Consider the following 21,529-nt stretch of genomic DNA (forward strand, 5'->3'; position numbering starts at 1 on the left):
GGGGACGGAGGGGATTAAGTCGTTTGTGACACAAACGACTTAATCCCCTCCGTCCCCTTTTCTGCGTGATCAGGACTCCAGCAGCTCCATCCACGCCGCTTCGGCCTTCTCCAGCTGCGCGGCGGTGGTTTCGCGGTCGCGGCCGATCACCGCCATGCGGGTGGCATCGGCGTAGTTGGCCGGGTCAGCCAGCTGGCGGTCCAGCTCGGCCAGGACGCCTTCCAGCTCGGCCACCTTGGATTCGGCCGCGGCCAGCTTGTGCGGATTCACCGGCTTCTTCTGCACCACCTGCGCCACCGGCGCGGTCTTGACCACCACCGGCTCTTCCACCTGCTCCATGCGCGCCTTGGTGCCCTGCGCCTGCGGACGAGTGCGCAGCCATGCGGCGTAGGCGTCAAGGTCGCCGTCGAACGGCTCGACCACGCCATCGGCCACGCGCCAGTAGGTATCGCAGACCAGGCCGATCAGATGGCGGTCATGCGAGACCATCACGATCGCGCCTTCGAAGGTGGCCAGTGCCTCAGCCAGCGCCTCGCGCATTTCCAGGTCAAGATGGTTGGTCGGTTCGTCCAGCAGCAGCACGTTCGGCTGCTGCCAGGCGATCAGCGCCAGCGCCAGGCGCGCGCGCTCGCCGCCGGAGAAACCATCGACCGGCTCGAACGCACGGTCGCCCGGGAAGTTCCACTTGCCGAGGAAATCGCGGAACGACTGGTTCGGTGCGTCCGGGGCGATCTCGCGGAAATGCTCCATCGGCGACTGGCCTTCGTGCAGCGACTCCACCGTGTGCTGGGCGAAGTAGCCGATTTTCAGGTCAGGGTGCGCCATGCGCTCGCCGACGATTGGTGCCAGCTCGCCCACTAGGGTCTTCACCAGGGTGGTCTTACCGGCGCCGTTCGGGCCGAGCAGGCCGATGCGCTGGCCCGCTTCCAGGCCGAAGCCGACGTTGTGCAGGATCACCGCGTCCTTGCCGTAGCCAGCCTCGACGTGGTTCAGGCGGATCAGCGAGAACGGCAGCTTGGCCGGCGGCGCGAACTCGATGCGGAACTCGCGTTCGGCGCGTACCGCCTCGGTGCCAGCCAGCTTGGCCAGGCGCTTCATGCGGCTCTGCGCCTGCGCGGCCTTGCTGGCCTGCGCCTTGAAGCGGTCAATGAAGCTTTGCAGATGGGCGCGCTCGGCCTGTTCCTTGTCGTGCGCGATCTGCTGCTGGCGCAGCTGTTCGGCGCGCTGGCGCTCGAAGTCGGTGTAGCCGCCCGGGTAGAGCTTGGCGCCACCACCGTGCAGGTGCAGGGTGTGGGTGGCCACGTTGTCGAGGAACTCGCGGTCATGCGAGATCAGCAGCAGCGTGCCCGGGTACTTCAGCAGCCACTGTTCCAGCCAGTACACCGCGTCCAGATCCAGGTGGTTGGTCGGTTCGTCCAGCAGCAGCAGGTCGCTGGGCATCATCAGCGCGCGGGCCAGGTTCAGGCGCACGCGCCAGCCGCCGGAGAACGAGGACACCGCGCGGTGATGGGTCTCGGCCGGGAAACCGAGGCCGTGCAGCAGCTTGCCGGCGCGCGCTTCGGCGTCGTAGGCATTGAGCTCGGCCATTCTGGTGTGTGCCTCGGCCACGGCCTCCCAGTCCTCGCGGGCGGTGGCATCGGCCTCGGCGGCCAGCACGGCAGCCACTTCGGTATCACCGCCCAGCACGAAGCTCAGCGCCGGGTCCGGCAGCGATGGGGTTTCCTGGGCAACGCTGGCGATGCGCACCTTGCCGGGCAGATCGACGTCGCCCTTGTCCGCCTCCAGCTCACCCTTCACTGCCGCGAACAGGCTGGACTTGCCGGCACCGTTGCGGCCGACCACACCCACCCGGTAACCGGCATGCAGGGTCAGGTCGACATTGGACAACAGCAGCCGCTCGCCGCGGCGCAAGGCGAAATTACGAAGGGAGATCATCGGGGGAGGGGTCCATATAACCGAATGGAATGTGCTGGTGAGCACTGTTCCTGCGACGCAATTCTAACGTTAACGAATACTTGACGGGCCCCGGGATGCGCAGCGGCCGACGTTCCTCTCTCCCACGTTCTCGCCGCGCGCCTCCCGGGTCCCCTCCCCCGTCAGTGCCGATCCGGGCTAAATGGTTGCTGCTGCAACGTTTTTTCTGATGACCGGCATTTGACAGGCGCTGAATATCCCGTTAATTCCTGTATTGCGCACCGCAACAACCGCCGTCCGCCTCACCCCCGTGATGTCGATTCCGGTGCCGCCCCCGCCAACCGGAGCCCCATCCCGATGACCCGCAAGACCAGCCTGATCGCCGCCGCCGTCGCTGTCGCACTCGGTGGTTCTCCGTTCGTTGCCGCTGCCCAGCAGGCCGGCACCGCCGCCAACACCCTGGACACGGTGATCGTCACCGGTACCCGCGTGGCCGACCGCACGGTGGCCGAGTCACAGTCACCGATCGACATCATCACCCCCGAAGCCCTGCAGTCCACCGGCACCAGCGAGCTGGCCACCGCACTGTCGCGCGCCCTGCCCTCGCTGAACTTCCCCCGCCCTGCCCTGACCGATGGCACCAGCGGCGTGCGCCCGGCGCAGCTGCGCGGCCTGTCGCCGGACCAGGTACTGGTGCTGGTCGACGGCAAGCGCCGCCACACCTCGGCGATGATCAACGTCAACGGCAGCATCGGCCGTGGCTCGTCGGCCGTGGACATCAATGCGATCCCGATCGCTGCGATCGAGCGCGTGGAAGTGCTGCGCGACGGTGCGTCGGCGCAGTACGGCTCTGACGCCATCGCCGGCGTCATCAACATCGTGCTCAAGGGCAGCGGCAGTGGTGGCAGCCTGGCGGTGGACTACGGCCAGTACTCGGCCGGCGACGGCAACAAGTACCAGCTCTCCGGCGATACCGGCGTCGAGTTCGGCAACGGCCGTGGCCGCGTGCACGTCGCCGGCCAGATCAGCCAGCAGGACGAGAGCAACCGCGCCGGCCCGTACCGTGGCACCACGCCGAACACCGGCAACTTCCCCAGCATCGGCCAGACCACCTTCATCGTCGGCGACCCGCGCGTGGACGCCACCGCCGCCTCGGTCAACGCCAGCTTCGATTTCAGCGACCACGTGACCGGCTACGCCAGCGCGCTGCTCAGCAACCGCGACATCACCTCGTTCGCGTTCTACCGCTCGCGCAACCACAACAGCCAGGGCGCACTGCTGGCGCAGACCTACCCGGACGGCTTCGTGCCGGAGATCAACCAGTATTCCAAGGACCGCTCGCTGGTGGCCGGGGTCAAGGGCAACACCGACAGCGGCTGGACCTGGGACCTGAGCCTGAACCACGGCGAGAACACCCTCGACTTCCACACCCGCAACAGCATCAACTACAGCCTGGGTGCGACCAGCCCGCGCTCGTTCTACGACGGCACGCTGAAGTACCAGCAGGACATCTTCAATGCCGACCTGACCAAGTCGCTGGACTGGGGCCTGGCCTACCCGGTCACGCTGTCCTTCGGCGGTGAGTACCGCAAGGAAAAGTGGGACCAGAAGCCGGGCGAGCTGAACTCGTACACCGGCAGCGGCGCGCAGGGCTTCGGCGGCTTCACCCCGACCAATGAAGTGCATGCCGACCGCCACAACTACGCGGTCTATGCAGGTCTGGAAGCGGACCTGACCGAGAAATTCTCGGCCGGCGTCACCGGCCGCTACGAGGACTACTCGGACTTCGGCGACCGCTTCTCCGGCAAGCTGTCGGCGCGTTATGCGTTCACCGACAAGGTCGCGCTGCGTGCCACCGCCTCCAGTGGCTTCCGTGCACCGTCGCTGGCCCAGCAGGGCTACCAGGCGGTGACCAGCCAGTTCACCAACGGCGTGTTCGTCGAACGCGGCACCTTCCCCACCACCAGCCAGGCCGCGCAGGCGCTGGGCGCTTCGCCGCTGAAGGCCGAGACCTCCACCTCCTACAGCGTGGGCCTGGTGCTGCAGCCGGTCGACCGCCTGTACATCACCGTCGATGCCTACCAGATCGACATCGATGACCGTATCGCACTGTCCTCCAGCATCACCACCAATGCGGCAACCAGCGCGCTGCTGGGCACCCTGGGCCTGCCGCAGGTGACCGCGTTCTCGTACTTCACCAATGGCCTGGATACGCGTACCCGTGGCGTCGACTTCGTCTCCAGCTACACCGTGCCGTTCAGCGCCAGCAGCCTGGAACTGACCGCCGCCTACAGCTACAACGACACCGAAGTGCGCCGCGTTGGAGGCACCCCGGCGGTGTTCGGCACGCTGGGCCTGAACCAGTCGCTGATCGGCCGCGATGAAATCGGCCGCATCGAGGACAGCTTCCCGCGCGACAAGGCGATCCTGAGCGGCACCTGGCGTTCGGATCACTGGGAACTGGGCCTGGCGGCGACCCGTTACGGCAAGTTCACCGTGCGCAACTCGGCCACCGCGCTGCGAGACCAGACCTACGGCGACGCCTGGGTGGTGGATGCCTCGGCCAGCTACAAGCCGAGCAGCAACTGGACCCTGACCGTGGGCGCCGACAACCTGCTGGACAAGTACCCGGACCGCACCGAAGACCTGCAGAACTCGACCTTCGGCATGCTGCCGTACAGCAACTACTCGCCGTTCGGCTTCAACGGCGCGTACGTGTACGGCCGGGTCAAGTACACCTGGTAAGTGGTAGTGCCGGCCCCTGGCCGGCAACTCCGTGGCGGGGTCAGATCCCTTTTCCTGCGGGAAAAGGGATCTGACCCCATTCGCATTTAAGGTTTGCCGTATCTGGCGTCATCGGTGAAAATCGGGATACCCCCGTTTTTCTGCGAGAGCCGATGCACCATGACACCGACCTGATCAACATCGTTGCCGTTGGCCTGGGGCTCGCCTTCATCTTTGGCGCGCTGGCCAACAAGCTGCGTTTGTCTCCGCTGGTCGGTTACCTGGTTGCTGGCATCTGTGTAGGTCCGTTCACCCCCGGCTTCGTCGCCGACCAGGCGCTGGCCAACCAGCTGGCCGAACTGGGGGTGATGCTGCTGATGTTCGGCGTCGGCCTGCACTTCTCGCTGAAGGACCTGATGGCGGTCAAGGCCATCGCCATTCCCGGTGCGATCGGCCAGATCCTGGTCGCCACCCTGCTCGGCTGGGGCCTGGCAGCCTTGATGGGTTGGCCGGTCATCCACGGCATCGTGTTCGGTTTCGCGCTGGCCACCGCCAGTACCGTGGTGCTGCTGCGGGCGATGGAAGAGCGGCGCCTGCTGGAAACCCAGCGCGGCAAGATCGCGGTCGGCTGGCTGATCGTGGAAGACCTGGCCTGTGTGCTGGCGCTGGTGATGATGCCGGTGATGGCCGGCGTGTTCGGTCCCGATGCGGCCAACGAGCAGCACACCCTCGGCAGCGTGCTCGCAAGCATCGGCTGGACCTTCGTGCAGCTGGGCCTGTTCGTGGCGGTGATGCTGGTGGTCGGCCGCCGGGTCATTCCATGGATCCTCGAACGCATTGCCGGTACCGGTTCGCGCGAGCTGTTCACACTGTCGGTGCTGGCGATCGCGCTGGGCGTGGCGTTCGGGTCGGCGATGCTGTTCGGCGTGTCCTTTGCGCTGGGCGCATTCTTTGCCGGCATGCTGCTCAACGAATCCGAACTGAGCCACAAGGCGGCCAGCGATTCGCTGCCGCTGCGCGATGCGTTCGCGGTGCTGTTCTTCGTCTCGGTGGGCATGCTGTTCAATCCCAGCATCCTGATCGAGCACCCGTGGCAGGTGCTGGCCACCGCCGCGATCATCATGTTCGGCAAGTCCGCCGCCGCGTTCTTCATCGTGCGAGCGTTCGGCCATCCCACCGGTACCGCACTGACCATCTCCGCCAGCCTGGCGCAGATCGGTGAGTTCGCCTTCATCATCGCCGGCCTCGGCGTGACCCTGAAGATCCTGCCGCCCACCGGGCAGGCTCTGGTGCTGGCCGGCGCGCTGATCTCGATCATGCTCAACCCGCTGGTGTTCGGCCTGCTCGACCGCTGGCTGCTGAAGCACCAGGAAACCACGCCGGCCGCGGTGGAAACCGAGTTGCCACCTGGGCCGTCGCTGGACCTGCACGACCACGCCATCGTCATCGGCTACGGTCGGGTCGGCAGTGCGCTGGCGCAGGTTCTGCGCGACCGTGGCGTGCCGGTGATGATCATCGACGACAACAAGGAGCATGTCGCCGAAGCGCATGCGGCGGGACTGCCCGGCATCCGCGGCAGTGCGGCCTCGGACAAGGTGCTGGCCGAAGCCCATCCCGAGCGCGCCAAGATCGCCGTGCTGGCAATCCCACAGCCGTTGGAAGCCGGCGAGACCCTGGCCAAACTGCGTGCCCTGAACCCGAATCTGACCCTGCTGGCGCGAGCACACAGCGATGCCGAGGTGAAGCACCTGCTGGAGCATGGTGCCGACGGGACGGTGATGGCCGAGCGCGAGCTGGCCTATTCGCTGGCCGAGATGGTGATGGCCACGCCGCCGTATCGCAACCTGGGCCAGCACAGCATTCCGGTGGTGTGAGGGTTCTGCGGCAGGGCGGCGCCCTGCACCCGCAGAGGCGACAGCAAAAGCCAGAGCAACAACAAAAGCGGGCTCCCTGCGGCTGTTGGTAGGTGTCGACCTTGGTCGACACGGCGTCGCATGGGGTCAGATCCGTTTCCCACAGGAAAACGGATCTGACCCCGGAAACAAAAAATCCCCGGTCGACCCGCATCGACCGGGGATCTGGATCGCCACGTTGCCATTGCCTTGGAGAGGCAGTTCAACCGTAGCGCATTGCACGGCCGATGGTGATCGCCTGTGGCGATGACGACCAAGCGCGTGGCTATCAGGCGCCAGCCAAAGCCTGCTCCAGGTCGGCACGCAGGTCGCCGATGTGCTCGATGCCGATCGACAGCCGCACGGTGTCTTCGCTGACACCGGCCTTGGCCAACTCGACGGCGTCCAGCTGGCGGTGGGTGGTCGAGGCCGGGTGGGTAGCCAACGACTTCGCATCACCCAGATTGACCAGCCGGGTGAACAGTTTCAGGGCATCGAGGAAACGTGCACCTGCCTCGCGCCCGCCAGGCAGGCCGAAGGTCAGTACGCCCGAGCCGTGCCCACCCAGATAGCGCTGTGCGGCGGCATGCTCGGGGTCGTCGGCCAGCCCGGCGTAGCGCACCCAGGCCACCTTTGCGTGCGCCTGCAGGAACTGTGCGACCGCCAGCGCGTTGGCGTTGATGCGCTCCATGCGCAGGGCCAGGGTTTCGATGCCCTGCAGGATCAGGAACGCATTGAACGGCGACAGCGCCGCGCCGGTATTGCGCAGCGGCACCACCCGCGCGCGGCCGATGTAGGCGGCCGGTCCGAGTGCTTCGGTATAGACCACGCCGTGGTAACTCGGGTCGGGCTGGTTGAGGCGGGCGAAGCGCTTGGGCTGAGCGGCCCAGTCAAAACGCCCCGAGTCGATGATCGCCCCCCCCAGGCTGGTGCCGTGGCCGCCCAGGTACTTGGTCAGCGAATGCACCACGATGTCGGCGCCATGCTCGAACGGGCGCAGCAGGAATGGCGTGGCCACGGTGTTGTCGACGATCAGCGGCACGCCGGCGGCATGGGCGACCTCGGCGATGGCGGCGATGTCGGTGACGTTGCCGCGAGGATTGCCGATCGACTCGACGAACACCGCCTTGGTGCGTTCATCGATCAGCGCGGCGAACGCGGATGGATCGGCCGGATCGGCGAAGCGGGTCTGGATGCCGTACTGCGGCAACGTATGCGCCAGCAGATTAAGGCTACCGCCATACAGCGCGCTGGAGGCGACGATGTTGTCGCCGGCCTCGGCGATGGTCTGGATGGCGTAGGTGATCGCGGCCTGCCCCGATGCCAGCGCCAGCGCACCGATGCCGCCTTCCAGCGCCGCCACGCGCTGCTCCAGCACATCGGTGGTGGGATTCATGATGCGCGTGTAGATGTTGCCGGCCACTTTCAGGTCGAACAGGTCGGCACCATGCTGGGTGTCATCGAAGGCGTATGCCACGGTCTGGTAGATCGGCACCGCCACCGCGCGGGTGGTCGGATCGGGACGATAGCCGCCATGCACGGCCAGGGTTTCCAGTTGCCACTGCGGGTCGCTCATTGCGCCAGGCTCCATCCGGGGAAACGGCCACGATAGGCCAGCCGGCAGAGACCGCTGAGAGCCACTGGCGATAACGCCCGTACCGGTGGTTATCAGGTTGGCCGCGATTCAGGCAGCCGTCATGGGCCGTTGCTAGGCTTCGCCGCCGGGCGCTCCTGCCCGGGCACGGAGGCCCAAGCGCATGCAGTCATCCCCCTGGACACCCGCCGCCAACGGCTCGCCGACCCCAGTGCTGCTGGTGGAGGATGACCGCCGCCTGGCCGAACTGGTCAGCGACTACCTGCACGAACATGGCTTCGCCGTGCAGCACGTCGCCCGCGGCGACCTGGCCGGCTCCGCTTGCCGCCAGCACGCCCCGGAGCTGGTGGTGCTGGACCTGATGCTGCCGGGCCTCGGCGGCATCGACGTGTGCCGGCAGATCCGCAGCTTCTCCGACGTGCCGATCCTGATGCTGACCGCCTGCGAGGACGACATCGAGCAGGTGCTCGGCCTGGAGTCCGGCGCCGACGACTATGTGCACAAGCCGGTCGAACCGCGCCTGCTGCTGGCCCGCCTGCGCGCCCTGCTGCGCCGCCGGCACGGCAGCGGCAGCACCGGTTCGCCTTGCCGGCTGATGCATGGCGGACTGCTGATCGATCGCATGCAGCGCGACGTTCACCTGCACGGCCTGGCAGTGGAGCTGGGTACCACCGAATTCGAGATCCTGTGGCTGCTGGCCAGCCAGCCGGGGCAGATCCTCTCGCGCGACCAGATTCTGCAGGCGGTGCGCGGCATCGGCTTCGATGGGCTGGACCGCAGCGTCGACGTCAGCATCGGCAAGCTGCGCCGCAAGCTGGGCGATGACGCGCGCGAACCGCGCCGGATCAAGACCGTGTGGGGCCGGGGCTACCAGTTCAACCCCTCGGCCTGGTCGGCGTGAAGCGCCTGTTCCTGTGGCTGTGGTTCGTCACCGGTGCCTGTTTCCTGGTCTCGGTGTTCTTCCTCAACCACATCCTGGATGGCATCTACACGCCCGTCCAGGACCGCGTGTTCGTTCAGCAGGTGCGCGGGCAGGTGTACGCTCTGCGCAGTGGCCTGAACGGCCTGGATGCAGAACAGCAGCGTGAGCGCCTGCAGCAGTGGCAGCCGCACTACGGCATCGCCCTGACCCTGCTCGACAGGCCTCCCGCGCTCAACCCGCAGGAACAGGCGGCGGCGCGGGCCGACGGCTTCATCGTGCGCGACCTCTACCAGCAGGTACTGCTGCCCATCGACGGCGTGGACGGCCGCTGGCTGCACCTGCGCCTGCCCGGTGCGGTGTCGATGACAACGTATATGACCATCGCTGCCTACCTCGGCATCCTGCTGCTGGTCGGCGCCAGCCTGTATGCCTGGGTACGCCTGCTCTGGCGCGACCTGGAGGCACTGCGCATGCATGCCGATCGCATCGGTGCCGGCGACCTGCAGGCGCGCGCGCAGGTGTCGCCACGCTCGCAGATCCGGGTCATTGTCGATCATTCCAACCGCATGGCTGCGCGCGTGGCTGAGCTTGTGCAGCGCCAGCGTGACCTCACGCATGCCATCTCGCATGAACTGCGCACGCCGATCGCACGCGTGGCCTTCGGCCTGGACCTGATGCGGGACAGCAACGACCCGGCACGACGCGCGCGCTTGGCGCAGGGGCTTCACGGCGACCTGGCCGAGCTCAACGGACTGGTCAGCGAACTGCTGGCCTACGAGCGCCTGGAACATCCCAACGAAGCCGAGCCCCTGCAGCGCATCGAAGCCAATGACTGGTTGCAGGCCTGCCTGGCCGATGCGCGCCGCGATGCCGAACGCGCCGGCCTGGTACTGCGCGTGCAACCCAGCGCACTGCCGCGGGTGGACGCAGAACCACGCCTGCTGCAGCTGGCACTGAGCAACCTGGTCGGCAACGCGCTGCGCCATGCGCGCTCGCAGGTGGAGGTCTCTCTTGTCGGCGTCGGCGGTCGCGCCTGCCTGCGCGTGGATGACGACGGCCCAGGCATCGCCGAAGCCGACCGCGAGAAAGCAATCCGCCCGTTCACCCGCCTGGACGACAGCCGCAGTCGCGATACCGGTGGCTTCGGACTGGGCCTGGCCATCGTCAGCCGCATCGCGGCACGCCATGGCGGGGAACTGCACATCAGCCGCGCCACGCTGGGCGGCGCACGCTTCGAAATGCACTGGCCGCTGGCTGCCAGCTGAACGCCCACGGGCGCGATTACAATTGATTACAACTCCCGCACAACTGCGGAGGGAACGGCCGCTGGCGTATCGCCACGCTAGCGACCCTGCAGCACTCGCCGGATGCGCGTGCTGCATTCCTCCCTTCGTCGAGAGTGCCCATGTCCCTGCGTCACCGTACCCCCACCCTGCTCTGCCTCGCCCTGCTGCCGTTGTTCGCCGCGCCGATCGCCCACGCCAAGGATGACCACTGGACCTTCGAAGTCGCCGCCGGTGCCGGTGCGACACCGCGCTACAGCGGCAGCAAGGAGTACCAGGCGTCGCCCATGCTGTCCTTCGATGCCATGTCACCCGGTGGCTGGTTTCTGGGCACCAGTGGCCTCGGCTGGGGTACGGCCATCGGCGAACACACCCACCTGCGTGCCTACATCGGTGCCAGCGGCAGCCGCCGCGACAAGGACTCCGCGCTCGGCGGTTCGGACTTCCTGCGCGGCATGGGTGATATCCGTACCCGTCCCCTGGTCGGCCTCTCGGCTGGTTATACGCTGGGCGAAGCCGTGCTGAGCGGCAGCTGGCAGTTCACCCGCAAGGATGAAGACAAGGGTGACAACGGCCTGGCCACCCAGCAGATGCAGCTGAGCCTGTCGATGCCGCTGTTCGATTTTGCCGGTGGTGTGGTCAGTGGCAGTGTCGCCACCGAGTACGGCAATCGCGGCTACATGCAGACCTGGTACGGCGTGAGTCCGGAACAGGCAGCGCGCACCGGATTTGCCCAGCACAAGCCGAAAGCAGGCCTGGTCAGTGCCGGGCTTGGCCTGAAGTGGAGCCACCGCGTGGGCCGCAATGGCAACTGGTACATCTCGGCGGAAGGCACGCGCCTGCTCGGCGATGCGGCCGACAGCCCGATCGTGCAGAAACCGAATCAGTTCGGCTTGATGAGCGGATACACGCACCGCTTCTGAGGTGACGCCGGGTGTGACCCGGTGCTACACGCAGGAAACGGGGCGCTGCGACCAGGCAGCGCCCCGTGTGAATCACGCCTTGGCGAACACCAGGTGGCCGCCGTCGTTGCCGACTTCGATGGTATCGCCGTTGACGAAGGCGCCGGACAGGATCTTCTGCGCCAGCGGGTTCTCCAGCTGCGCCTGGATCGCACGCTTCAACGGACGTGCGCCGTACACCGGATCGAAGCCGACGTTGCCGAGCAGATCGAACGCCGCATCGGACACCACCAGCTTCAGCCCACGCTCGGCCAGCCGCTTCTCCAGGCCACGCATCTGGATGCGCGCGATCTGCTTGATCTGCTGCTTGTCCAGCGGGTGGAACACCACGATGTCGTCCAGGCGGTTGATGAACTCCGGACGGAAGTGCGCCTGCACCACGCCCATCACCGCCGCCTTCATCTGCATGTAGGCCTCCGGGCTGTCATCACTGCTCATGTCCTGGATCTGGTGCGAGCCCAGGTTGGAGGTCATCACGATGACGGTGTTGCGGAAGTCCACAGTGCGGCCCTGGCCATCGGTCAGGCGGCCATCGTCCAGCACCTGCAGCAGGATGTTGAACACATCCGGATGCGCCTTCTCCACTTCGTCCAGCAGGATCAGCGAGTACGGACGGCGACGCACCGCCTCGGTCAGGTAGCCACCCTCTTCGTAACCGACGTAGCCCGGGGGCGCACCGATCAGGCGGGCGACGCTGTGCTTCTCCATGAACTCGCTCATGTCGATGCGGATCATCGCGTCGGCACTGTCGAACAGGAACTCGGCCAGCGACTTGCACAGCTCGGTCTTGCCAACGCCGGTCGGGCCGAGGAACAGGAACGAACCGGCCGGACGATTCGGATCGGACAGGCCCGCACGCGAGCGGCGCACGGCGTCGGAGACGACCTTGATCGCTTCCTCCTGGCCGACCACGCGGTTGTGCAGCACCTCTTCCATCCGCAGCAGCTTGTCGCGCTCACCTTCGAGCATCTTGTTGACCGGAATGCCGGTCCAGCGCGAGACAACCTCGGCGATCTCCTCATCGGTGACCCGGTCCTGCACCAGCTTGAAGTCCTTGTGCTCGGCTTCCTGCGCGGCGGCCAACTGCTTTTCCAGCTGCGGCAGCAGGCCGTACTGGATCTCGCTCATGCGTGCGAAATCCTGGCGGCGCTGCGCGGATTCCAGCTCCAGCTTGGCCTGCTCGACCTGCTCCTTGATCTTGGTTGCACCCTGCAGCGCGGCCTTCTCCGATTTCCAGATTTCATTGAGGTCGGAGAACTCGCGCTCCAATCCATCGATGTCGTTTTCCAGATCGGCCAGGCGCTGCCGCGAGGCCTCGTCCTTTTCCTTCTTCAGCATCTCGCGCTGGATCTTCAGCTGGATCACCCGGCGTTCCAGGCGGTCCAGTTCCTCCGGCTTGGAGTCGATCTCCATGCGCAGGCGCGAAGCAGCCTCGTCCATCAGGTCGATGGCCTTGTCCGGCAGCTGGCGGTCGGTGATGTAGCGGTTGGACAGGGTCGCCGCCGCCACGATGGCCGGATCGGTGATTTCCACGCCGTGGTGCACCGCGTACTTTTCCTTCAGCCCGCGCAGGATCGCGATGGTGTCCTCCACCGACGGCTCGCCCACGAACACCTTCTGGAAACGACGCTCCAGCGCGGCATCCTTTTCGATGTACTTGCGATACTCGTCCAGCGTGGTGGCACCTACGCAGTGCAGCTCGCCGCGTGCGAGCGCAGGCTTCAGCATGTTCCCGGCATCCATCGCACCGTCGGCCTTGCCGGCGCCGACCATGGTGTGCAGCTCGTCGATGAACAGGATGATCTGCCCTTCGCTCTTGGCCAGGTCGTTGAGCACGCCCTTCAGGCGTTCCTCGAACTCACCGCGGAACTTGGCACCGGCAATCAGCGCGCCCATGTCCAGCGACAGCACGCGCTTGCCGCGCAGGCCTTCGGGCACTTCGTCGTTGATGATGCGCTGGGCCAGGCCTTCCACGATGGCGGTCTTGCCCACGCCGGGTTCGCCGATCAGCACCGGGTTGTTCTTGGTCCGGCGCTGCAGCACCTGGATGGTGCGACGGATTTCTTCATCGCGGCCGATCACCGGATCGAGCTTGCCGCTCTCGGCACGTGCGGTCAGGTCAATGGTGTACTTCTCCAGCGCCTGCCGCTGTTCTTCAGCATTTTCCGACTGCACGTTCTCGCCGCCGCGCAGCTTGTCGATGGCGGCCTGCAGGCGGGTCTTGTCGGCACCGGCGGCGCGCAGCGCCATGCCCAGCGTGCCGCTGTCGTCCAGCGCGGCCAGCACGAACCACTCGCTGGCAATGAAGGCATCGCCGTTCTGCTGGGCCAGCTTGTCGGTCTGGTTGAGCAGGCGCCCCAGGTCATTGCCCATCGAAACGTTGCCGGCCTGGCCGGACACCTTGGGCAGCGCATCCAGCGCCTCGGTCAGGCGCTCGCGCAGTACCGGCACGTTCACCCCGGCCTGGGCCAGCAGCGGGCGCGTGCTGCCGCCCTGCTGGTCCAGCAGCGCGCTGAACAGGTGAACCGGTTCGATGATGCTGTTGTCGCGGCCCACGGCCAGCGACTGTGCGTCTGCCAGCGCCTGCTGGAAACGCGAGGTGAGCTTGTCCATCCGCATTGCGAATCCTCATCGGTCATCAGGGCCGGCCCGCGCCGGCGATGCTGGAAAGATGCGGTTGCCCCACCCCGTTTCAAGGGTGGCTGCGACTGCACCCCGAGGCCAGTCAGCCTGCGGCCAGCATGCCGGAGCGGGTGTGGTCGGCGCGTTGATCCCGATCAGTTTCGCGCGGTGGACGGGCTCAGCCGCGGGTGATCGCAGTACGGATCGCCCGCAGCTGCTGCTTGATGGCCCTTGCCTGCGCCACATCCATGCGCAGCAGGGCCTTCTGCCCGATCGAGCGCGACTGCAGGGTGGCGTCGACGAAGCGGTAGCGGCCACGCTCGTCGCGTTCCACCAACGGCGGCTGGGCCGGCTCCGGGGTGTCCAGCAGGTGGTCGATCACCGCCACCAGGCGGTCGTTGAAGTAGCCGTCGGGCCGGCCAAGATCGACATAGGCCTGCTGGATCAACGGATAAAAACGCTTGTAGGCGGTGGCCGTCGCCGCCGGATCCAGCGCGGTGAACGCCTGCACATAGGGCGCATAGCGCGCCGCATTGGCTGCGGCGATGCGTTCGCCGCCCTCACCCGCCTCGACCTGCAGGTTGCCCGGCAGCGGCCGCGCGGCCAGTGCGGTCGGCGGCACGCTCGGCTTGTCCAGGTTGTCGACCTGGGTGACCAGGCGCTGGATCAGATGATCGCGCAACAGCGGGGTCAGCGGGCCCTCGCCCTGGAACAGCTGGCTCAGCGCGCCCCATGCAGCGGCATCGCTGTCGGCCAGTTTCGGCAGTGCTGGATCAGCGGCCGCTTCTGTCTCCAGCGGGTGCCTGATCGGTGGAGGTCCCGGGACCGGTTGCTCCACAGGCATTGGCTGTGGAGGTGCAGCGCTGCTGGCGGGAGTGGATTGCACCGGCACCGAAACGCCGTCCGCCAGGCTCTTCAGCTGATCGCGGAACAACCACCCGCCCGCACCGCCGATCACCACCACGCCCAGCACCCAGGGCCATACCGCCTTTCCACTCTGCATGATGCAGCACCTCGTTTTCACACGCATGGAGAAGGTGTGACCCCCCTTGTCGGCGGGGGTTCCCCCTTCGTTCGGCTGCGGTTTGGGTTGGGCAGGACCTGCAGCCATTCTCACGCCTGCTTTGCACGCCGCGCGCGAGGCTGTTGCTCTTGTCGTGTGGAGACGTTGCCATGCAATACGCGCTGTACTACTGGACCGGCATCCAGGGCCGCGGTGAATTCGTGCGGCTGGCCCTGGAAGATGCCGGCGCCGACTACGTCGACATGGCGCGGTTACACGGCGACGCAGTGATGCAACCTTTCCTTGATGGGAAAAGTGAGGGAACGCAGCCATTTGCACCGCCGTTTCTCAAGGCCGGCCGCCAGGTCATCGCACAGGTCGCGGCGATCCTGGATTTCCTTGGCCCGACATTGGACCTGGTGCCACAGGCGGCCTCGCGGCGGATGCAGGCGCTGCAGTTGCAGCTCACCATCGCCGATCTGGTGGCCGAGGTGCATGACACCCACCATCCGATCGCTGCATCGAAGTACTACGAAGAGCAGAAGACCGAGGCCAAGGCACGTGCCGCGTCACTGCGCAGCGAGCGGCTGCCGAAGTTCCTCGGCTATTTCGAGCAGGTGCTGGCCGCCAATGGCGGCCGCCATGCGCTACGCGAGCATTCCTACGTGGATCTGTCGCTTTTCCAGCTGCTGAGCGGGCTGGATTACATGTTCCCACGCCGCATGCAGGCATTGGACCCAACCCTGCCCCTGCTGCGTGCGCTGCAGGAGCGGGTGGCGAAGCGGCCGGCCATTGCCGCCTACCTGGCCTCGGAACGGCGCTTGCCGTTCAACACCAATGGCATCTTCCGCCACTACCCGGAGCTGGATGGGGAGCGGTAGTGCCGGCCGCTGGCCGGCAGCTGCACACTGCGTCCGAGATCCATGAGGATGCCGGCCAGCGACCGGCACTACCTTGGGGTCAGCTGTTTTCACCCAGCGGCTTCACCGCCTGCTTCTGCAGCGACAGCAGGCCCAGCAGCACTGCCAGTGCCACGTAGGCGCCGGCGAACTGCCAGCTGATGATCCGCGCCAGGCCGTCCAGATCCCACGGCAGGTAGATGCCGCCGCGCGGGTCCACCGAGTGGATCAGGCCGAACAGGGTCAGCACGGCGGCCACCAGCAGGAAACCGCAGGCGCGGCGCAGACGGCCATCGACCATTGCCGCCACCGCCGAGATCCACAGCATCGAGGTGATGATGAAGCCATTGCCGAGGGTGAAGATCACCGCCAGCTCCGGCAGGCCGTGGCCGTCGAGCTTGGTCAGCAGCTGCGGCAACTGGTCCGGCGCGATCCAGCCCGGCGCCTTGATCGCCAGCAGGTAGGCCACCGACGGCAGGAAACCGAACACCATCGCGCCGGTATGGTGACGCGGCGTGGCCTGGAAGGCCTGGGTGGTGATGTCGATGGCCACGTACACGATGATCGGTGCCAGCACCGCCAACGGCAGCCACTGCACGAGCCCGGAGATGATGCCGAGCATGCCGCCGATGCCGACGAACAGGCCGGTCAGCAGCGTGTAGCCGCTGCGCGCACCCATGTGCTTGTAGGCCGGCTGGCCGATGTACGGCGTGGTCTGCGCGACGCCGCCGCAGACGCCAGCCACCAGCGTGGCCACCGCCTCCACCAGCAGGATGTCGCGGGTGCGGTAATCATCGCCGGCCGCGCGTGCGCTTTCGGAGACGTTGATGCCACCGACCACCATCAGCAGGCCGAACGGCAGCAGCAGCGGCAGGTAGGTCATCGCGGTGGGCAGGCCATCAAGGAAACCCAGCGTCGGCAGCGGCAGCACCACCTGCGGCGGCACCCACTCCGGTACGTGGAAGCCCGGTGCGCCGAGCCCGGCCAGGCCAAGGCCGTAATACAGCACGGTGCCGAACACGAAGGCCAACAGCACGCCCGGGCCACGCACCGGCAGCTTGCCCTTGGCGATCAGCACGTACAGCAGCAGGCCCAGCGTCGTGAAACCAACCAGCGGCGAGCGCAGCGTTTCCAGCAGCGGCAGCAGGCCCATCAGCACCAGCGCGATGCCGGCGATGGAACCCAGCAGCGCAGCACGCGGCAGCGCGCGGGTGACCGCTTCACCGAAGAATGACAGCACGAACTTGAGCACGCCCATGATGACCAGCGCGGCCATGCCCAGCTGCCAGGTCGCAATACCCGCGGCATGCGGGTCCATGCCCTGCTGCTTGAACGCAATGAAAGCAGGACCGAGCACCAGCAGGGCCATGCCGATGCTGGTCGGTGCATCCAGGCCGAGCGGCATGGCGGTGACATCGTCGCGGCCGGTGCGCGTGGCCAGGCGGCGCGCCATCAGGGTGTACAGCAGGTTGCCAACCAGCACGCCGAAGGCAGTGCCGGGGAACATGCGGCCGAACACTACGTCGGCGGGGAACTGGAAGATCCCGACCAGGGCCATGGCGATGAAGCCGAGGATGGAGAGGTTGTCGACGACCAGGCCGAAGAAGCCGTTGAAGTCGCCGGCGACGAACCAGCGACGCGGTGCGGCGGGAGCGGGAGCGGACATGGAAGGGGCGGTGGGGGTGGGGACCGCCGATGGTAGGCCCAGCGAGGCCAGCGCGCCAATTCCGTCGTGGAATGATGGGTTCCAGCCAACGGCGGAGCCCCTCGTGGTTGGTCGCGAACTACGATTTCCCGTGTTGGGCCGGGTGGGTAGGCTACGCGAGGGACGCCGTGAACCCATCCTTGGGGGCTTGGCCGCGGCATCCATGCCGCGGACACCCCCGCGCAGCCTACCCGCCCGGCCCCTGACAGTTTCCTGCGGGCGCCAGCCACGGAAGAGAATCAAAAGATCAAAAGCAGAAGCCGGTCGCTGCGCTCTCAAGCGCCGGATCGCAGGCATCTGCCTGGTTGCCGGCCAGCGGCCGGCACTACCGGGAAGCATCCACGCATGGCGTGGATCTACTGTGCCGACCAAGGTCGACCCCCACGAGCAACAGGCCATGCCATTCCAACAGATCGCGGAAATCTGTCGAAGGCGGGGTGGGTCCGGCTGCGGGGGTGTCCGCGGCATGGATGCCGCGGCCAAGCCCCCAAGGATGGGTTTACGGCGTCCCCCGCAACCGGACCCACCCCGCCATCCCACCGATACCCCGCTTTTGACGTTGACGTTGACGTTGATTCGGCGGGTGCAGGGCGCAGCCCTGCATCAGACCCCAACCCTCACTTCTTCAGGAAGTTGTCCACCAGCAGATGCTTCACGTCGTCGAAACGGCCGTTCAACACCGCCTTGGCCGCGTACAACGCCGTGCCGGCCACCTGCTTGGCTTCGATCTGCGGCGGCATCACCAGCTCGGCGCGGCTGGTGTGCACGTCCAGCAGCGCCGGGCCACGCTGGGACAGGAAGTCCTGCACCGCTTCCTCCAGGTCCTCGCTGCGGGTCACGGTGCGGCCGTGGAAGCCGATCACTTCGGCCAGGCGGCCGAAGTCCGGGTTCTTCAGGTCGGTGTAGTTGTCCAACAGCCCCTCCACCTTCTGCTCCAGCTCGACGAAATTCAACGAGCCGTTGTTGAACACCACCACCTTGATCGGCAGGTTTTCCTGCACGGCCGTCAACAGATCGCCCAGCAGCATCGCCAGGCCACCATCGCCGGACAGCGAGATCACCTGCCGGCCCGGGAACGCCTTCTGCAGGCCCAGTGCCTGTGGCATCGCATTGGCCATCGTGCCGTGCAGCAGGCTGGTCAGCGTGCGGCGGCGGCCGTTGACGCGGATGTGGCGCAACACCCACACCATCGGCGAGCCACCGTCGGCGGTGAACAGTGCATCATCGGTGGCATATTTCGACAGCAGCGCGGTCAGGTGCTGCGGATGGATCAGCTCGCCCTCACCGGGCTGCTCTTCCTTCTCGCGCTTTTTCAGTGCCTTGTCACGGCGCTCGATGCACTCGTCCAGGAAACTGCTGTCCTCGCGCGGCGGCAGCATCGGCAGCAAGGCGTCCAGCGTCGGCGCGATATCACCGACCACGCCAAGGTTCACCGGATGGCGGCGGCCGAGGTGGCTGCCATCGCGGTCGACCTGGATGATCGTCGCCTTGTCCGGATAGAACTGGCCCCAAGCGAAATCAGCGCCGAGCAGCAGCAGCGTGTCGCACTCCATCAGTGTGTGGAAGCCGGATTCGATGCCGAAGATGCCGGTCATGCCCATGTTGTACGGGTTGTCCGGTTCGACGAAATCCTTGGCGCGCGAGGTGTGCGCCACCGGCGCCTGCAACCTGCGCGCAAGTTCCAACAACTGGGCGTGCGCGCCCTGGCAACCGGCGCCGGCATAGATGCCGATGCGCTTGCCCTGCCCCAGCAGCTCGGCGATGTGCTGAAGCTCGGTGTCGGATGGACGCAGCACCGGCTGGGTGTAGTGCACCGAGAACGGCACATCGTGCTTCACCTCGGCCTCGCTGATGTCAGCCGGCAGGATCACTACGGCGACGCCGCGACGGCTGATCGCGGCCTGGCAGGCCAGCGCCACCACGCGTCGCGCCTGTTCGGCGCTGTGCACCTGTTCGCAGAACACCGTGCAGCTGCCATACACCGCCTTGAAGTCCACTTCCTGCGGGAACTCCATGCCCAGCTCGCTGGTGACGATCTGGCTGGCGATCAGCACCATCGGCGCCCGGTTGCGGTTGCTCTCGAAGATGCCATTGATGAAATGCAGGCCACCGGGCCCGCAGGAGCCAGCACACGCCGTCAACTGGCCGCTGACCAGCGAATCGGCGCCGGCAGCGAACGCTGCCACTTCTTCATGGCGTACGTGCACCCAAGCGATCTCGCTGCCATGCATCGCATCGGTAACATGATTGAGCGTATCGCCCACGATGCCGTAGCAACGGCGGACACCGGCCTGCTGCAGGGCGTCCACCACGATTTCGGCCACGCGCTTGCTCATCGGATACATCCTCGAACGGGGGAACCTCCGAGGCTAGACCCGGTGAAGTGATGCCCCCGTGGGCAAGGCGCGCATCGCCTCGATGCGCAAACTTCAGACGGATGTCTCGTCAATCGTTGACGTTGATCCAGCCCACCACCGCGCCCTGCTTCGGGTTGCGGTAGCGCAGCTTCATCCAGCCATCCTGTTCATCCAGCATTTCCACACGGTCGCCCTGCACCAGGTAACGCTTGGTGCTGGATGCACCGGGCCGGTCGAACAGGAACAGGCGCGCCGCCAGCACGGAGGCCTGCTGGCCACGCAGCGGTCCGTCGGGCGGTGCGCCCAGGCCATCGGCAATGGCCGTCTCAAGCACGTTTCCGGCGGCATCATAGGTGCGCCAGACTGCCAACGGCCCCTGCTCGTCGGTCTGCACCCAATGCAGCGCGGCGTTAAGCGTATCGCCCAGCATCAACACGCTTTCGGAGCGGTACAGATAGAGCTTCGTACCTGCAAACCGGTACTGATCGGTGTACCACATCGGGCCGCTGCGGCAGCTGCTGGTCAGGGTGCGGCTCGAACGATCGACAGTCAGCCCCATCAAGTCACCGCAACTGTCCTTGCCGCGGGTGTCGGCCTGCAGCGCGCGGAACCCAGCACTGGCCGGATCGAAGCGGTACACCGCCACCGCTTCGTTGACCATGCCCACCGATGCACGTGCAATCAATTCCGGGTAGCCATCGAAATCGACGTCCTCCAGACCCCATCGCGAATTGCCGTCCGCATCCGCCGCGCCCGCCAGATTCTGGCGCTTGCCCGACGGCGACAACTGAACCGCGATGCTGCCGTCCTGCTGGGGATCGGCGTGTGCCTGCACGTGAGCGGCGACCTGGAACCGTAGTGTTTCGCCGTCGCCCTCATTCGCCTCCGCCGTCGGCAGCCACAGGCCTGCCAGCAGCAGGCCCAGCACGTAGTCCCTGTGTTTCATCGTCCATCCCTGTGGCGCCACGATGGCCCCTTCAGGTCAGAACGATACCTCGACCGGCTGCCGCGACCACAGCACCGACTGATGCTTGGTCTGCTGCTTCCACGCCAGGCGGATCGCTTCGATATCGGCGCGGCGCTGCGGGGTGTCCTCGTGCAGCACCACCAGCACCTTGGTGCGCAGGCGGTTGGGGCTGGCATCGCCGCGGAACAGCCACTGGCCGTAGGCATCGAACACGGTCAGGCCATCCGGGAAGCGCGGGGTCACTTCCTTGTCCAGGAAAGTGCGCCACTGCGCATCGCTGATGGTGTCGGCCTGCGGGCGGTTGCCGGCGCCCTGCTCCTCGCCCACGCCGAAGTACAGCTCGCTGCGCACCCAGCCGTGGCCGGCGGACGGGCGGGCGGCATCGCCCTTCAGTTCGGCGGTGGTGGCCGTGGCATAGGCGCTGGGCGCCTGCGAAGAGAGGCTGGCGCAGCCGCTGGTGGCCAGCAGCACGGCGAAGACGAGGCCAAGGTGTTTCATCGGTACAACTCCGGGGGAAGGGGGACAAGGCGAGGCGGCAGCGTACAGCGCCACCGGCCCGGCGTGCTGATGCCAGCGGGGCATCAGCTCATGCCGGACCGGCAGGGCTTGCATCGGCACCGGCCATCACGCGAAGATAATATATCGCTTCATCCGGATGGATGTAAGTGAAACTATCTCCCCCCTT

At 66.5% G+C, this 21,529-nt stretch carries 14 protein-coding genes; 6 read left to right on the plus strand and 8 right to left on the minus strand.

The window, feature by feature from the left end:
• Positions 1 to 69: 69 nt before the first annotated feature.
• The gene (locus ACZK2G_RS17035; RefSeq protein WP_295380452.1) at positions 70 to 1,935 is read right to left on the minus strand and encodes an ABC-F family ATP-binding cassette domain-containing protein; all 1,866 of its coding nucleotides are present in this window, start codon (positions 1,933 to 1,935) and stop codon (positions 70 to 72) included.
• 336 nt (positions 1,936 to 2,271) lie between these two features.
• On the opposite strand from ACZK2G_RS17035, the gene ACZK2G_RS17040 reads away from it, so the two are divergent.
• Positions 2,272 to 4,659 (plus strand): TonB-dependent receptor plug domain-containing protein, encoded by a 2,388-nt coding sequence (locus tag ACZK2G_RS17040; protein ID WP_337302826.1) that lies wholly within the window; start codon positions 2,272 to 2,274, stop codon positions 4,657 to 4,659.
• Positions 4,660 to 4,811: 152 nt separating this feature from the next.
• Positions 4,812 to 6,512, plus strand: coding sequence for a YbaL family putative K(+) efflux transporter (gene ybaL / locus ACZK2G_RS17045; RefSeq protein ID WP_006386675.1), 1,701 nt, complete (start codon positions 4,812 to 4,814; stop codon positions 6,510 to 6,512).
• Between the two features lie 307 nt (positions 6,513 to 6,819).
• On the opposite strand, the gene ACZK2G_RS17050 is transcribed toward ybaL, so the two are convergent.
• Complete coding sequence (locus ACZK2G_RS17050) at positions 6,820 to 8,106, minus strand: O-acetylhomoserine aminocarboxypropyltransferase/cysteine synthase family protein (RefSeq protein WP_046984073.1); 1,287 nt, start codon at positions 8,104 to 8,106, stop codon at positions 6,820 to 6,822.
• Between the two features lie 181 nt (positions 8,107 to 8,287).
• On the opposite strand from ACZK2G_RS17050, the gene ACZK2G_RS17055 reads away from it, so the two are divergent.
• From ACZK2G_RS17055 to ACZK2G_RS17065, 3 genes are all read left to right on the plus strand, one after another.
• Positions 8,288 to 9,025: a winged helix-turn-helix domain-containing protein gene (locus ACZK2G_RS17055; RefSeq protein WP_046984072.1), complete on the plus strand. Its 738-nt coding sequence runs from the start codon at positions 8,288 to 8,290 to the stop codon at positions 9,023 to 9,025.
• Positions 9,022 to 10,311: an ATP-binding protein gene (locus tag ACZK2G_RS17060; RefSeq protein WP_478473922.1), complete on the plus strand. Its 1,290-nt coding sequence runs from the start codon at positions 9,022 to 9,024 to the stop codon at positions 10,309 to 10,311. The genes ACZK2G_RS17055 and ACZK2G_RS17060 overlap by 4 nt, the downstream gene beginning before the upstream one ends.
• A gap of 140 nt (positions 10,312 to 10,451) precedes the next feature.
• Positions 10,452 to 11,252 carry a MipA/OmpV family protein gene (locus ACZK2G_RS17065; protein ID WP_253078793.1) on the plus strand — a complete coding sequence of 267 codons (801 nt, stop codon included), beginning with the start codon at positions 10,452 to 10,454 and terminating at the stop codon, positions 11,250 to 11,252.
• Positions 11,253 to 11,324: 72 nt separating this feature from the next.
• On the opposite strand, the gene clpB is transcribed toward ACZK2G_RS17065, so the two are convergent.
• Both clpB and ACZK2G_RS17075 read right to left on the minus strand, forming a co-directional pair.
• Complete coding sequence (gene clpB, locus ACZK2G_RS17070; protein WP_478473923.1) at positions 11,325 to 13,910, minus strand: ATP-dependent chaperone ClpB; 2,586 nt, start codon at positions 13,908 to 13,910, stop codon at positions 11,325 to 11,327.
• 181 nt (positions 13,911 to 14,091) lie between these two features.
• A complete protein-coding gene (locus tag ACZK2G_RS17075; RefSeq protein ID WP_426355358.1) occupies positions 14,092 to 14,916 on the minus strand; it encodes a DUF3014 domain-containing protein in 825 nt (274 codons plus the stop codon).
• A gap of 170 nt (positions 14,917 to 15,086) precedes the next feature.
• Here ACZK2G_RS17075 and ACZK2G_RS17080 point away from each other — a divergent pair, with 170 nt between their 5' ends.
• Entirely contained in the window at positions 15,087 to 15,797 is a 711-nt protein-coding gene (locus tag ACZK2G_RS17080; RefSeq protein ID WP_478473924.1) for a glutathione S-transferase, read from the plus strand.
• A gap of 79 nt (positions 15,798 to 15,876) precedes the next feature.
• Here ACZK2G_RS17080 and ACZK2G_RS17085 read toward each other — a convergent pair whose 3' ends face one another.
• From ACZK2G_RS17085 to ACZK2G_RS17100, 4 genes are all read right to left on the minus strand, one after another.
• Positions 15,877 to 17,481 (minus strand): SulP family inorganic anion transporter, encoded by a 1,605-nt coding sequence (locus tag ACZK2G_RS17085; protein ID WP_136639810.1) that lies wholly within the window; start codon positions 17,479 to 17,481, stop codon positions 15,877 to 15,879.
• A 656-nt stretch (positions 17,482 to 18,137) separates the two neighbouring features.
• Positions 18,138 to 19,856 carry a thiamine pyrophosphate-dependent enzyme gene (locus ACZK2G_RS17090; protein WP_136639322.1) on the minus strand — a complete coding sequence of 573 codons (1,719 nt, stop codon included), beginning with the start codon at positions 19,854 to 19,856 and terminating at the stop codon, positions 18,138 to 18,140.
• Positions 19,857 to 19,965: 109 nt separating this feature from the next.
• On the minus strand, positions 19,966 to 20,823 hold the full coding sequence (locus ACZK2G_RS17095; protein ID WP_136639323.1) for an XAC2610-related protein: 858 nt from the start codon (positions 20,821 to 20,823) through the stop codon (positions 19,966 to 19,968).
• Between the two features lie 36 nt (positions 20,824 to 20,859).
• Positions 20,860 to 21,342 carry a DUF3574 domain-containing protein gene (locus ACZK2G_RS17100; RefSeq protein ID WP_253078786.1) on the minus strand — a complete coding sequence of 161 codons (483 nt, stop codon included), beginning with the start codon at positions 21,340 to 21,342 and terminating at the stop codon, positions 20,860 to 20,862.
• Positions 21,343 to 21,529 lie beyond the last annotated feature (187 nt).

The sequence above is a fragment of the Stenotrophomonas sp. 107298_Sma genome (genome assembly GCF_056480345.1).